The following is a 16,442-nucleotide window of genomic DNA, read 5'->3' as shown; positions in this document are numbered from 1 at the left end:
TCGGCGGGCGTCACCGTGGATGTTTCGGCCGCCAGCCAGCCGATCTCGGTTACCGGCGGCACCGGCAACGATACCTTCACCGGCGGAACGGGTTACGACCATTTCGATGGCGGTGCCGGGACCGACAAGGCGATTTTCCACGGCGCCAAGGGCGACTACAAGATCGGCGCCATGGGCGGCGGCACCATTACGGTGCAAGACACCAATTCCAGCGACGGCGACGACGGCACCGACTATCTGACCCATGTGGAGACGCTGCAGTTCTCCGACGGGTCTCTGACTGTTTCCAGCGCCCCGGCCGCGGCAAGCTTTGCCGTTGGAGCGGCCAGCCAGGTCAATGCCTTCGATAGCGGGGCCCAGGATTATATCTACTTGGCGCCCTTGGCCGATGGCGGCTGGATCAGCACGTGGCGGACCCAGGGCCAGGACAATGTCGATGGCGACTGGGGATCGATCGCCCAGCGCTTCGATTCCACCGGTGCCAAGGTTGGCTCGGAATTCGTGGTCAACCAGACGTTGCCGGGCGAGCAATGGGGCGCCCAGTTCTCCCAACTGTCCGATGGCAGGATCGTTGCCGCGTGGCACAGCTTGAACCAGGACGGCAGCAGTTTTGGCGTCTATGGCCGTATCTATCCCGCCACTTGGCCGACCAGCGGCAGTGCTGGCAACGAGTTCCTGGTCAATACCACCACCAATGGTTATCAAGCCTGGCCGGTGGTGACGGCCACCCATGATGGCGGGTTCTTCGTCGCCTGGGACGGAAATGGCGGCGGCAACGGCACCACCAGGACCATTGACGGGCAGATCTACAATTCATCCGGGACCAAGGTGGGGAGCCAAATCTCCATCGCATCCGGCGCCCGCGAGCCCACCGCCGGAGCGGTCACGCTGAGCGATGGAACCGTGGTGGTATCCTGGGCTGGTACGGATGCTTCCGGGGCCGGCGTTTTCGCCCAGCGGATCAATCCGACGACCGGCGCTTTGGTCGGTGGGGTCATCTCCGTCAACAATCTGACCGACGGCGATCAATTCGCCCCCATAATCACCGCGCTGGCCGGGGGTGGTTTCGCGGCGGTCTGGCACGACTCCGTTAATGACGGCAATAATTTTGGAATTTATGCCCGAGTTTTCGATTCCGCCGGATCGGCGGTAACCTCGGGATTTCTTGTCAACACCGCGACCACTTCGGGCTGGCAGGCATGGCCGACCATCACCGCGTTGGCCGGTGGCGGCTTCATGGCGGTATGGGATGATTACTCCTCCGGATCTTTTGTGGTCAAGGCGCAATCCTACGGCGCCACTGGCCAGCCCGTGGGTGGGGTGCTGACGCTCAGTTCCGCAAGCGATATCGAGCATAAGCCCACGGCGACGACCCTTGCCAATGGCGACGTCGTCGTCAACTTCCTGCAGAACGGCACCTCCGGCCAGGACATTTTCACGCAGCGCCTGACCTTCACCACGTCCACCGACACGACGCTGACCGGGACCGGCACCGCCGACGTCATCAATGTGGGCTACGGCATCGCGATCGTCGATGCGGGCAGCGGCAACGACACCATCAAGGTGTCGGGAGCCGACCTGATCACCATGACCAGCGTCATCGGCGGGTCGGGGACGGATCAGGTGATCGTCAGCAATGTTGGCAATATCACGGATTCCGTGGCGGGTATTTTCAGCGGTGTCGAAACCCTGACTCTGACGGGGTCGACTCCCTCCTCGGTCACCTTTGGCGCTCTTGGCCGTTATAACGGCGTCAACACCATCGACGCCTCCGCCACCACCGGTTACATGACGGTGGAGACCTCGGCCAACTTTAACGGCGTTACCTTGGCGGCCGGTTCCGGCCAAACCAATTTCAATGCCGGCGCGGGCATCGACGTTGTCAAAGCGCTGTCCACTGAGTCAGCGGCCGTCTTCTCCGCCTATACGTCCGGCTCCGTCAATGTGGGCTTCACCGGCGGCATGGCGGGTGCGAGCATGACGCTTTCCGGCGTCGATTCCATCGTCTTCTCCGATGGCAAGACGGTGTCCCTGGATACCAGCAACGGGTCGACCACCGTGATCGGCGGCAGCGGCGCCGATGTCCTTCATGCCGGGTACGGGGTCGTGCTGGACGCCGGGACCGGCGGCGACGACACCTTGATCGGTTACGCCTCCGGTTCGACCACCTTCAAGCTGCATAACGGCCTGACCAGCGCGGATACCGTGACCGGCGGGGCGGGCTACGACAATCTTGTCCTCGACGGCGGCACTGTCGCCGATTCCGCGTTCTCCCATGTGACCGGCGTCGAGACCGTGTCGCTTGTGGGGGCCGGAACACTGACTCTGGGCAGCATTGCCAACGGGTCTGCGGGTATCGTCACCATCGATGGATCCGGGTCATCGGGCAAACTCGTGATCAACACGGTGGCCGACGCCTCGGTGACCACCATCGTCGGCGGCGGCGGCAACGACACCATCAGCGCCGGGACCGGCGGCGACACCGTGACCGGCGGCGCCGGGGCGGACACCTTCGTGATCGCCGTCAACGCGGGCACCGTGGGCAGTCCCATGGTGATCGCCGATTTCGAGTCCGGCACCGACAAGCTCGACCTTTCGGCGGCGGGAAGCACCCTGGACTTCGTCTATCGCTCCTGGTCGGGCACGCTCAGCGCGACCGTCGCCACCTTGACCGGGCTGACCAATCCCACCGCCGTGTTCATGCACGACACCACCGATGGCTGGCTTGTGTTCAAGAACGGCGCCATGGACGGCACCGTGATCCAGTTGACCGGTGCGACCGGCGGCATCCTGGGTTCCGATATGGTCGGTCCAACCGTCACGGTCCTCAACCATGCGCCGGTGTTCACCGGCACCAGCTTGCTGCAGACCGATATCAATACGCCCCTATACGGTTCGGCGGTCGCCACAGATTCCGATGGCGATACCCTGACCTATAGCCTGACGGGCGATTCCAGCAACATCATTTATTCGGTCAGCTCCGCCACATTGAGCTTCGGCACCCTGACGGTCAACGGCACCGCCTTGACCAGCGGCGGCACCTTCACCCAGGCGCAGATCGCCCAGGGCCAAGTGAAATACGTCGCGGGCAGCACCACCGGAACCGATTACATTACCACCAGCATTTGGGATGGTGTCGGGGGCACCGGCACGGCCAATCTGTACATGCATGTGTTCAGCGGCACCGACCATGCGCCGACCATCAGTACCGCCAGCGCCCTTTCGGTCAACCAGGGCGGCTATGTCTCGGTTCTGTCCACCGGCCTGATCGCCTCCGATGCCGAGACCGCGACGCCGGTCTTCATGCAGCCCAATCAGTTGGTCTACACCATCACCGCGCTGCCGACCCACGGAGCCGTGACCATCAACGGCGTGGTGGCCAGTGTCGGATCCCAGTTTACCGGCTACGATCTTTACGCCACCCAGAACGTCAAGAACGGCGTCACCTACATCAATGACGGCCAGAGCTCGGCCAATGACTCGTTTGCCGTGACGGTGTCGGACGGCCAGTTGACCAGCGGCACCAGCACCATCAGCATTTCCACCACCGCGGTCAACCAAGCGCCTGTCGCCGGTAACGGCGAAGGCTATGTCCTGAGCTTTGACGGTGAAAATACGGCCGGGTTCTCGGTCGCCGATACCTCCAAGGCCCTGGCGTTTACCAATGCCATGACGCTGGAAGCCTGGATCTTGCCGGAATGGGTCGGCAGCGGCGAACGCGTCCACACGGTCATGGCGCGGGGCATGACGGCCATCAAGACCGACTATGCGCTGGAAATCACCGAGGGAGTGGATCCGGGCACATTCTTCATCACCCCCGTCCTCGACGGCCAGGCCCTGACCTCCCGTGCCGCCGCTGTCACCTTCACCAACGCCGCTTGGCACAATGTGGCGGTCAGCTTCAACAGCGCCAACGGTGTCGCCGTCACCTATATCGACGGGGTCGCGGCCGACACCTTCGACTTCGACCCCGGGGCGCTGCCGGTTTCGTCCGGCGCGATCTTCGATATCGGCGAAAGCCCGAACAATCCCGACAGCCACTTCAAGGGGCTGATGGACGAGCTGCGGGTGTGGAACGGGGTTCGGACCGAGGCGCAGATTTCCGCTGGCATGACCGGCGAGCTGAATGTCTTCAACGAGCCCGCGCTTGTCGCCAATTGGCGCTTCGACGAAGGCAGTGGAACCACCGTCAAGGATGCCAGCCTGCACCAGTTGGATGGCGTCTTGGGCACCGGCGGCGAGTATGTCATCTCCGACCGCGCGGCCATCACGCCGACCCTGGATGCCGCCGGGCATGGGCAACTGACCGGCAGCGACCCCGAAGGTCATGCCCTGACCTACAGCTTGCTCTACGAGCCGGGCCACGGCACCATCACGCTCGATCAGGCCACCGGCGCCTTCACCTATACGCCCAATTACGGATACGGCGGTTCCGATCTGATCACCTATACGGTCAGCGATGGCACCCTGACCTCGACACCGGCCATGGCAAGGCTGCAAGCCCCCCATGGCAACCACGCGCCGCTGTTGGAAGGCTTGGCGACCCGCAATTCCGCGCTTGCCTTGGACGGCGACACCGGGTCGGCCACCGCATTCCTTGGGACCGGTAAGTTTACCATTGACGGCGCCGCGACCTTTGAATGCGACGTCAATGTGTCGTCACTGGGGGCCAGGCAGGACTTCATCCGGCTGTTCAGCCACGGGTCCAACAGCGTGGGTCTGTCGTTCGGCGTCGATACCACCGGTCATCTTTATGTGAACAACGGCTATTCCGAACCGAACCCTCCTTATTCGCCGGTCCATATCGGCAACGCGACCATTTCCACCGATGTCTGGCACCATGTGGCCGTGACCATCGACGACAACCTCTCCACCGGGTTGTCCACCGCCACTTTCGTGGTCGATGGCATGGTGTATGGCGGCATCACCTACGATGTGGATTATGCCCTGATGCAGTCACTAGACAGCGTCAGCATCGGCGACCAGGGCAACAGCGTTCTCAACGGCATGATCGACAATGTGCGGGTGTGGAACACGATCCGCACATTGCCGGAATTGGTAGGCGGCGCCGGGGCGACCTATACCGGCGCCGAGAGCGGGCTGGTGGGGGCCTGGACGTTCGATCCGGTCAACGGCAACTCCCTGACCGATCTGACCGGCCAGCATCCGTTGACCCTGTCGGGCAGCGCCCATCTGGCGTTGCCTCCGGCCGAGGCGTTGGAGTTCGCGGGCAGCACCAGCGTGACCTCAGGCAATGTCTTCGCCCTGTCGGAGCACACCGTCGAGGCGTGGATCCGTACTTCGGATATGACCGGATACGGCACGATATTTACCGTTGGCTCCGATCCCGATACCAGCGCGACCCTAAACCTATGCGCGGGCGGCCTGTTGCAGGTCAGAATTGGAACCGGCACTGAGGAGTACAATCTCTGGGAAACGACCGCCGTCATCGCTGACGGTCAATGGCACCATGTGGCCTACAGCTACAGCTATGACGATATCGATTCCCTGCCGACGATAAGAGTGTTCATCGATGGCGAGTTGGCCACGGCGCCGGTCGTCCATACCTCGGGCAATGCGCCGCCGCGATTGCAACTGGCGGCGGCCAGCGCGACGTTCGGGACGGACTTTGTCGGCGATATCACCGATGTGCGGCTGTGGGAGGCACCCCGGACCGACGCCCAAATCGCCGCCGATATGAATCACGGCCTGACGGGTACCGAGCCGGGCCTGCTGGACAATTGGACCATCTCCGGCGGCACTGTCGTCGATACCACCGGCCATGAGTCCGGAGTGGTGATTACCGGAGACCTATACCAGTCCATCCACATGCAACCGGATGCGGCCACCGCCACCCTGACCACCCGCGAGGGCGTCGCCCTCAACGGTCACGTGGTCGGATTCGACCAGGATGGCGGGACTCTGACCTATGGCACCGTCACCGGCGGCCTGCCCCATAGCGGCACCTTGCATGTGCAGTCGGACGGCGTCTTCTCCTACACGCCTGACCTCGGCTTCTACGGCTCCGATACGTTCAGCGTGCAGGTCACCGACGCGGAAAACCACACCACGACCAAAAGCTTCACCGTCAACGTCACCGACAACACCAGTGTGGCGGGCGTGGCGGAACGGACCGGCGTGTTGATTACCAATGGCGTCGGAACGGCAGCCAGCGCCAGTATCAATTCGCAAGACTTCGCGACGAATCAGGCGACCGTCGAGTTCGACTTCTATCTTCCCCAGACGACGGGGAAGGGGGCGCAGCGCCTTCTCAGCTTCCGGGATTACGACAATTCCGGCACCTTGCTGAATGTGCAGGTCAATGACGACGGCTATCTGGTGGTCGGAACCTCGTCGGCGGTGGGCAGCGGTTCGGCGCAGCCGACGGCAGGCGCTTGGCATCACGTGGCGGTCACCTATTCTAGCAATACGGCGACCATTTACCTCGACGGCGTGGCGAGCGGTTCCAAGGGCGGCACCAGCAGCACCATGACCAACGCGTCCAAGCTGTTCGTCGGTCCCGACAGCGGCAACAGCGATTCGTCGCTGACCGCCATGATCGACAACGTCAAACTGTGGAACGTGGCCCAATCGGCGGAACAGGTCACCCATCCGTCCAATTACACCACCAGTGACAATCTGATCGGTCATTGGACCTTCAACGACGCGGCTTCGACCTCGGCCAATCTGGTGGGCGACAATTATTCCGACATGGTGCTGGGGGCGCATGCCCATCTGGCGGCGCCGCCGGACCGGTCTGCTCATTTCGATACCGGCCAGATCGCGGTGGTTGCGGACAACGCCATTCCGGTGACCGGCGATCTGACGCTGGAAGCCTGGGTCCGCTGGGACGGCAAGACTTCGACCACCAACGACCATCCCCAATTCATCGCCTATAACGGCGACCCCAGTTGGAGTGGTTACGGAATCTATCTGGAAGAAAGCACCGGCAAGATCGGCTTCATGTGCGGCGGCGCTCAGATGGGGGCCAGCACCACAGCCGGCCTGACGGTAGGGATGTGGCAGCATGTGGCCTTGGTTCATGCCAACAATGTCTGGCATCTGTCCGTCGATGGGGTCGATTACGACCTTCCCTACAACACCATGGGCATTGGTGATTTCGGGACGCATCCCGGCAATATGGTGATCGGCGCCGCCGGTACCAATGGCGGCGAAGGATTCCACGGCGACATCGCCGATGTGCGGCTGTGGAGCACGGCCCTGGATGCCGGCCGTCTGATCGACGTGGCGAGCACGGATGTTCCCGCCACGGCGCCCCATCTGGTGGGGTATTGGAAGTTGGACGAGGGGACCGGTCTCGTCGCCCATGACCAAACCGGCGCCCATGACGCGACCTACAGCCATTCCGGCACCGCGCTCGTCCTCGACGGCGAGACCGGCGCGGTCCATGCCAAGGGCATCGACCTTTCCAACCATAACTTCACCATCGAGTTCTGGGCCAATCGGAAGACTTCGTCCACGGAAGACAATGCCATTTCCATGGGAACCCACGGATATGGGGGAGAAGGGCTGCATATCGACTTCCAGCCAGCCAGCTACAGCAATGATGTTATTTTCAGCTTCTGGGGCAACGACCTGACCTTCACCGACACCACCGACAATGTGGGGCAGTGGGTGCATTGGGCGGCCAGCTATGACGCCGACACCAATGCCATGACTCTCTACAAGAACGGAACGCAGGTCGCGACCAGGACGTCGGAGTTCGACTTTACCGGCGGCGGCGACTTCCAGATCGGCGATAAGTTCGATGCCACCGGCGACAGCCATTTCGACGGTCAGATCGACGATGTCCGCGTGTGGGACGTGACCCGCACGGGTGCCCAGATCGCGGCCAATTACCAGCAGGTGTTGACCGGCGACCAAGGCGGCTCCCTGGTCGCCCATTACACCTTCGATAGCGATCTCGGCGCCCTGGCGGTGGACAGCGCCGGAACCGCCCAGAACGGCACTCTGCTCGGCGGCGCCACCCGTGCCAGCACCTGGGTCGATGACAACCATGCCGATGTCCGCTCGGGCGGCATCCAGAATGCCGCGCTGACCTTCGCGGGCGGCCAAGCGGCCAGTGCCGGCAATATCTTCAATATCGCCAGCGGCGCCTTCACCATGGAGGCCTGGGTCAATCCGGCCAGCCTCACCGGCACCCAGATGCTGATCGCCAAGGATTCCAGCGCGGGCGACGGCTTTGCCCTGGAATTGGTCGCGGGCGTTCCGACCTTCCATATCGGCTCCACGACCATCAGCGGCACCACCGCGCTGAGCTTGGGCAATTGGTCCCATGTGGCGGTGACCCGCTTCGAGGACGGTTTAATGCTGATGGTGGACGGCCAGCCGGTGCAGGTGGTTGCCGCCCCCGATCTCGACATCGTCAATGCCTATGACCTGATGGTCGGTGCCCGGGCCGGAGCAAGCGGAATCGGACTCGATTCGACCACCTTCCACGGTCAGATCGCGGGCGTGCGCCTGTATGCCGACAGCCTCAGCCCCGATGAAATCGCCACCAACCGCTATCTTTCCACGGTCGACGACAATTCCCTGGTCGCGGCGTGGAAGGGCAACAGCCTGTCGGACGCCTCGGGCAATTCCCATTCCCTGACGCTGAATGGCGCGACGCTCAGCGGGACTCCATTCCGCGCCATGCATTTCGACGGCGCCGACCGGATCGTCACCAGCGGTTCCGGTGTCAGCTTCACCAACCACACCATGGAAGCCATGGTGCGAAGCACCGACACCACCCATGACTATCAGGGGATCGTCAGCACCGACGGCGGCGGCACCTACGCCACCATGTTCATGCGGGCCAACGGATCCATCCGCATCGAGATGAATCAGGCCGACGGTAGTCATGACCTTGAAGTCCAGACCACCGGTATCGCACTCAATGACGGCCTGTGGCACAACGTGGCCTACAGCTTTGTCGCCGCCACCAACACGGTCCATATCTATGTCGATGGCGTCGATGTGAGCACGACCGTCGTGGCCAATACCCTGACCGCCAACAGCTTCAACGCCAGCGCCAAGCAGATGGTGATCGGCGGCGATCGAATCGATGGTGGGCAGAAGTTCATCGGCGACATCGCCGATGTGCGGCTGTGGGACCGGGTTCTGGCCGGGTCCGAAATCGTCGCCAACAAGGACGGCCCCATCGACGGCAATCCCGGCGATCTGCTCGGCATGTGGCGGCTGGATTCGGTCACCGGCACTACGGTGTTTGATGCGACCGGCGCGGGCAACGACGGAACGATCAGTGGCAGCGCCACCCTGATCGACAGCGCCATTCCAATCTCTGGCGCGGTGATCGAGCTTGATCGCGGCTCGTCCTATCACGGCGTGCTGGCGGCCGACAGCAGCACCGGCGCGGCGTTGAGCTACGGTATCGAGGCCAAGCCCCTGCACGGCAGTGTGGTGTTCAACCCCGACGGCAGCTTCGCCTATACCCCGACCTCGGGCTATGTGGGCGTGGATTCCTTCGTGGTGAAGGTCAATGACGGCCTGGGCGACACCTACAAGTCGGTGAAGCTTGAGGTCAAGGACACCACCTCCGTCCTCGGCGTCAGCCAGCACGAGGCGGCGTTGACCTTCAATGGCAGCCAAGGTGTTGCTGTTTCGAGTAACAGCGCCTTCGCCGCCCTAGGGATGAGCGACTTCACCGTCGAGACGCTGATCAATCCCGCCAGTCTGACCGGAACCCAGGCGGTGTTCATCATTGGTGGTGGTCTTCCATACTTCAACCTGCGGATCATCTCCGGTCAACTCACCTTCCAGATGGTTACCGCCGGGGACAGTCTGACCCTTCAGGCCCCCTCTACCCTGACTGCCGGTCAGTGGGCCCATGTGGCGATCAGTCATCAAGGCGATAGTTTCACCCTATACGTCGATGGCAATGCCGTCGCGACCGCCAGCCATCATTTCACCGACGCGGCTCCGACGAGTGGTTCCATGGGGATCGGATCCCTCTTCAAGGGGTCCATGGACGAAATCCGGGTGTGGGATCACGCCCGCACCGCCAGCGAGATCGCCGACAACGCCCATAGCCAGCTCGACTATGAAAAGGGCTTGATCGGCTATTGGAACGGCGCCGATGCCGGTGGCAATGTCGTCGAAGACCGGTCGCATAACGGCCATTCCATCGACCTGTCGGCGGCCAATGCCCCGCATCTGGTCGAGCCGCCGAGCCGCGGGTTGCATTTCGACGGCAGCAGTTCGGTCGTCACCTCGGCGAGCCTCAGCCTCGCCAGCCATACCGTCCAGGCGTGGATCAGGACAACCAACGCCGCCCCCGGCTGGGATGGCGCCATCTTCTCGAGCCAAAGCGACGGCTCCAACACTATTCCGTGGATCCAGTTGGCGGTGAGTGAAGGCAAACTGGTGGCCGAGATGTACGGTGTCAGCCCCGTCCGTGGTGCAAGCTATATCGGCACCACCAATATCGCCGACGGGGTGTGGCACAATGTCGCCTACACCGCCGATCCCAGCACCAATACCATCACCTTGTACGTCGACGGCGTGGCCGAATCCGCCTCCCTGTTCCTGTCGCAAAACACCGGTAGCATTAGCGGCCTCAGCGTCAACGCTCCCGCCCAGATCGGCACCATGCGGGACGATTACGCCAAGTTCACCGGCGACATCGCCGATGTGCGGGTGTGGGGAACGGTGCTGAACTCCGCCCAGATTCAGAACGGCATGAGCACCGAGCTGACCGGTTCCGAACCCGGTCTGGTCGCCAATTGGCACCTGGATACGGCCGCAAATGCGGGGGGCACGGTCGTGGATGTGGCGACGACTCCCCACAACGGCACAGTGATTGATACGACCTCTCTTACCGCTTCTGTGACAGGAACGCTGACCTCCGTGAGCACAGGTCTCGCCGCAGGGCAGCCGCAGGGCGCCATGCATTTCGATGGCAGCAGCAGCGCGACCACCTCTGACAATCTGGTTCTGACCAGCCACACGGTTCAGGCTTGGATCAAGAGTTCCAGCACGGCTAACTTCTCCGCGATCCTCACCGCAGGCAACTCGGGCACGAGCGGTGCCCAGGTTCAGATTATCGTGGCTTTTGGCGTGCTGCGGGTCGATGTGGTGGATAATTGGGGGACGGGATGTGTAAAGAGGTATATCGGCAGCACCACGGTAGCCGATGGCCAATGGCACAATGTGGCCTATAGCCTGGATGTCGGGACCAACGCTCTCAAGCTCTTCGTCGATGGTGTTCAAGAATCGATTAGCGTTGACGTTCTCAACGGAGATCTTTCCGCATTCTCTCTGGAGCATTCGGCGACTATTGGCGCCCACAGCCTTAGGGATGGGAGCACGAATTTCAGCGGCGATATAGCCGATATCCAAATCTGGAATTCCGCCCTGGCGACCAGCCAGATCCAGTACAATATGGCCCATCAGCCCACTGGAGGGGAAACTGGGCTGGTGGCCAACTGGCAACTGGATGAAGCGTCCAATGCCACTTCGCTGGTGAATGCCACCTCGGGTGTCGCCGCCGTTAGCAACGATGCGCCCATCTACGACAATGTGCTCACCGCTGATTACGGCGCGCCCTATCACGGCCATCTGGCGGCGGAATCCTCCACCAGCACGTCGGAGACGTGGAGCGCCACCGGCCTGACCAGCGGCTCGCTGACCTCGCATGGAACGCTGATCATCGCGTCCGACGGCACTTTCACCTATACGCCCAATGCCGGATGGCACGGTCTGGACAAGTTCTTCGTCCAGGCGACCGGTTCGGATGGCTTCGTGACCACCAAGACCATCGGCGTCGAAGTGGCGAGCCCGGTGGAGCCCATCGGCGTCGGCGCGGCGGGCGGCAACTTGCAGTTCAACGGCAGCCAATATGCCCAGGCCAGCGGCGTGGGCATGGCCAGCCAATCATTCAGTTTCGAATTCTGGGGTAACCGGGCGGTCACCTCGGCGTCGGCCCAGACCGCGCTGTATCAGAGCGGCGGCATGAGCGTGGGCTACACCGACGCCACTCATTTCGGGTTCACCCTGAACGGCTACACCGTCTCGGTCACGCCGGTTCCGGCGGTCAACACCTGGACCCATTGGGCAGGCAGCTACGATTCCGTCTCCCATGTCCTGAGCCTTTACCAGAACGGCGTATTGGTTGGGACCGCGACCGGACCGACCAGCTTCACCGGGGCGGCGACCTTGAGCGTCGGCGCCCAGGGATCGGGCGGCTATGGCTTTAACGGTCAGTTGGACGAGATCCGCCTGTTCAGCGATGTGCGTTCGGCCGCCGAGGTCGTCGACGATTATCGGCGCAGGGATCTGGAAAGCGACGACCATCTGATGGTCCAATGGTCCATGGACCGGATGCAGGACGGTGTGTCCGGAAGCAATGTCAATTCCTTCGTGCCGGATTCATCGGGCGGTGGCCTGTCGCTGAGCTTCGTCGGCCGCGCGGGTGCGGGCAATACCATCCATGACATCACCGGCGCCGGACACAACGGAACGACGTTGAGCGGCGATACGCTGGGCGTCATCTCGGGCCATGCGGCGGTTCACCTGGAAGGTTCCGGCGCCGTCGGCGGCATCACACTCGCCAGCCCCAACACGCTGACCACCGGGACCGGCGCGGTGACCTACGGCGCCTGGATCCGCACCACCATGAGCAACGCCACCCGTGGCGAGATCCTGGAGGTCGGCGCGACGGGCCTCTACCAGACCGCTATCTTCTGCGTGAATGAAGGCCACCTGTATTTCGGCGGCAACAATATCGTCGGCGTGAGCTCCAGCGCCTATGTGAACGACGGCCAATGGCACTATGTGGCGGCCACCTATAACGCCGGATATGTCAGTCTTTACGTGGACGGCAAGTCGGACGGGGCAGGATATACCTACAGCAATCTCACCAGTAATCTTCAAGTTCTCGACGTCCAGTCCGGCGGCGCCGCCGTCATCGGCGATTTGGCCGATCATTGGACGGACGGCTATACCTTCACCGGCGATATTTCCGACGTCGCGGTGTGGAGCACCACCCTGTCGCAGGCCAGCATCCAGTCGGCGGCCGCCAATGGCGCGGCATCGGTCTCGACCGGCAGCCTGCTGGGCAATTGGACCATGGGCGAGGCGGCGGCGTCGCAGCCACTGTTTGCCAATACAGCGGGCAAGGCGCTGCATTTCAACGGCACCAGCGATCATATCGGTTTCACCAATTCGACGCTGAGTGCCCATCCGGCAACCGAGTTCACCGCCGAGGCCTGGATTCGCACGTCCAGCGCGTCCAACGAGACCATACTGTCCCTGGGCTCGACCACCGGCACCGGCACCGGCATCAAGATCTATATGAATGCCGGTCAGTTGGGGTTCTCGATCCAGGGCGGCACCAATGCGGCGACTCCGTCCGGAACCACTTATAATGACGGCTTGTTCCACCATGTGGCGCTGACCATCAGCAGCGGCGGTGTCGCCACCGTCTATGTGGACGGCAATGTGGTCGCGACCCTGAGTGGCGCCACCGCTTTGAATATCGCCACCGGCACGGGCCAGATCGGCCAGACCTTGACGGGGACCAACTTCTTCAGCGGCGACCTGTCCGACGTGCGGCTGTGGAACTACGCCCGGACGGCGGCGGAAATCGCCAATAACATGAATAACCGCCTGTCCGGCCAGGAAAGCGGGCTGCTGGACAATTGGCGTCTCGACGATGTCGCCGGGACAGCGGTCGCCGATACCACGAACCTCGGTGCGGGGACATCGGCCAATTCGCTGTCCTCGTTCAGCGTCAAGCCCAGCGTCTACGACGATATCATCACCACCCGCGAGGACACGGTGGCGCGCGGCGGCCTGCTGTCCATCGACCACGACAATGCGGCGCAGGCCCTTACCGTCTCCTTGCAACAGCAGGCCGCGCACGGCACCGTCACCATCACCACCAGCGGTTCCGGACCCAGCTATGTCTACACCCCGAACGCCCATTATGTCGGCAGCGACAGCTTCATCGTCGGCGTCAATGACGGCAGCGGTTTCCTGACCTATGCCACGATCGGGGTCAATGTCAGGGCGGCCCATGAGGCGCCGCAGGTCAGCGGGCTTGGCGCCTTCACCACCGATTCCAGCGGCAGCCATGTCCTGAACTTCCAGGTCAGCGATCCCATCGGACTTGCGGGGCACCAACTGTTCGAGGTGGTCCTGAGCGCGGGCCACGGCTTCTTCCAATTGGGCCAGACCGGTGGGCTCAACATCATTGGCGGCGCCAACGGTTCCAATGCCGTCACCGTGGTTGGAACCCTGGACCGCATCAACGCCGCCCTCAAGACCGCCACCTATTCGGCCGACCCCGGCTTCAACGGCGTCGGTGGCGATACGGTGAACTTCCAGGTGTTCGACTATTCGGTCGACAACAGCGGCAAGGAACTGGCGACCTCGTCTTCCATGGCCGTCACCATCGGCAACCGAGCCCCGTCCGGCGTCCTCACCATGACCAATGCCAGCGCGGTGGCGGGCGGCGCCCTGACCGGCACGCTTTCCGGAACGGACCCGGAAGGAACGGCCTTCGGCTGGGGGATGACCGGGCCGGACCATGGTTCTCTCACCCTCGGGACCGCCAGCTTTACCTATACCCCGACCAATTCCACCTATACCGGCTCGGAAATCCTTCACTTCACCGAGAGCGACGGAACGAACACGGTGGACCGCTATCAGCGGGTCGAGCTGTATAACCACCAGACCAATGCCACCACCGCCATCACCAGCGACACCTCCGGTCTGGTGGCCATGAGCGGCGTGACCATCACCCATTCCTCCGGCTCCCACGAGATCGCCGGCCTCAGCCTGACCGCCGCATCGGCGCTCAATCTGACCGGCGGCAATATCACCATCGATGTGGGGGCCAGCATTGGCGCCTCTTCATCGCTGGCCATCAATGGCGGCACCCTGACCTTGGGGACCAATGCCCTCGCCAAGTCGGCCGGAGCCCTGTCCCTGTCCAGTGGAACCTTGACCGGTGCCGGGACGCTGCAACAGACCGGCGGGACCATCGCGCTGCGGGGCTTCGACAACGATATCGGAGTCGCCTTCCAGAACGCGGCGGCCGCCTTGCTGCTGGTGGAAGGCATCAGCGGTAGCGCGGCCGTGGCGATCATGGAGCACGGCTTCGACAATTTGGGTGTCTTGCAACTGAACGCGGCGGTTGGGGGCACATACACCGATACGGCTTGGCTGAGGGTCGAAGGTGCGCTGACCAACCACGGCACGATCATGTCGACGGGGCAGGTGGCATCAAGCAGTCACGGATTGATGGCCGACAGCTTCGACAACGTGAATCTGATGCAGGTCGATCACAGCCTGTATCTCACGGCCGCCACAATCACCAACCACGGTGTCCTCACCCTGGGCGATGCCAGCACCTATCTGGTGATGCAGGATAATTCCACCGGACATGCCGCCGCCAGCAATGTCGGCCTGATCAGCGGCGACGGAACACTCTATGTGTCCGATGCGGATTTCGTTAACCACGGCTATATCAATCCAGGCTCCTCCACCACGGCGGGGACACTCGCCATCGGCGGCGACCTGACCCTGGCGGGCGATTCCCATCTCGTGCTCGATACCGGCCTCACGGGCGGCAGCGACAAATTGGATATTTCCGGCGTCGCCAATCTGGGCGGTGATCTCTACATCTCCAATCATGCCACCCCGACCGGCTCCTACAGCCTGATGACATGGGAGAGCAGCACGGGCGGTTTCGAGTCCATCCATGGCCTGGACAATGGCCCGACCAATGCGGGTTGGCTGCTTGATCCCACCTTCAGCGGCACGGGTCTCAATCTGACGGTTCGCTCTGCCACCGGCATCGGCCAGAACGACTATTTCAGCGATATCACGCTCACCGCGAACTACCTCATCGGCCTTGGCGGCAACGAGGAAGTCCATCTGGGCGGCGGCGCCGATGTGTTCATCGGTCATGGCGGCAACAATGTCATCGGAGTCGGCGGCGCCACCAATGGCAGCGGCACCACCTTCCACTTCCTCGACGGTGGTTCGGGCGGCAACAACCAGTTGCTGTGGGAAGGCATCAGCAATACCAACGACACCTTCGATCTGACCAAGCTTCAGACCAACGCCTTGCAGAACTTCGATGTGCTGAACTTCGCCAACAGCAATACCGGCGCCAAGCTGGACTTGGCCCATGTCCTGGCCATGACCAACGGCGCCAATTCCATCACCGGCACCGCCAACACCCTGGTGGTCATCGGCAGCGGCAGCGGCAACAGCAGCAGCAACTATGTCAGCTTTGCCGAGAACGGCTGGCACGTTGACGGGCAAGCCGACCTGACCGTGAACAACAAGCACGACAGCTATACCCAGTACAGCAATGGCGATGCCCATGTGCTGGTGGAAAACAACGTTCACGTCGGATAGGCGGACGCCAGAAACGGCAACGGCCGGAAGCTTGTGGCTTCCGGCCGTTG

Annotated in this window: 1 protein-coding gene; it reads left to right on the top strand. The window is 62.6% G+C overall.

The window, feature by feature from the left end; genetic code table 11:
- Positions 1–15 precede the first annotated feature (15 nt).
- Positions 16–16,392: a LamG-like jellyroll fold domain-containing protein gene (locus CU669_RS18665; protein ID WP_112147110.1), complete on the top strand. Its 16,377-nt coding sequence runs from the start codon at positions 16–18 to the stop codon at positions 16,390–16,392.
- The last annotated feature ends 50 nt before the right edge of the window (positions 16,393–16,442 follow it).

Origin of the sequence: Paramagnetospirillum kuznetsovii (assembly GCF_003284725.1) — a bacterium.
GTDB lineage: Bacteria > Pseudomonadota > Alphaproteobacteria > Rhodospirillales > Magnetospirillaceae > Phaeospirillum > Phaeospirillum kuznetsovii.
Note: the sequence above shows the minus strand (reverse complement) of the source record. Positions and strands in the feature narration are given on the sequence as shown.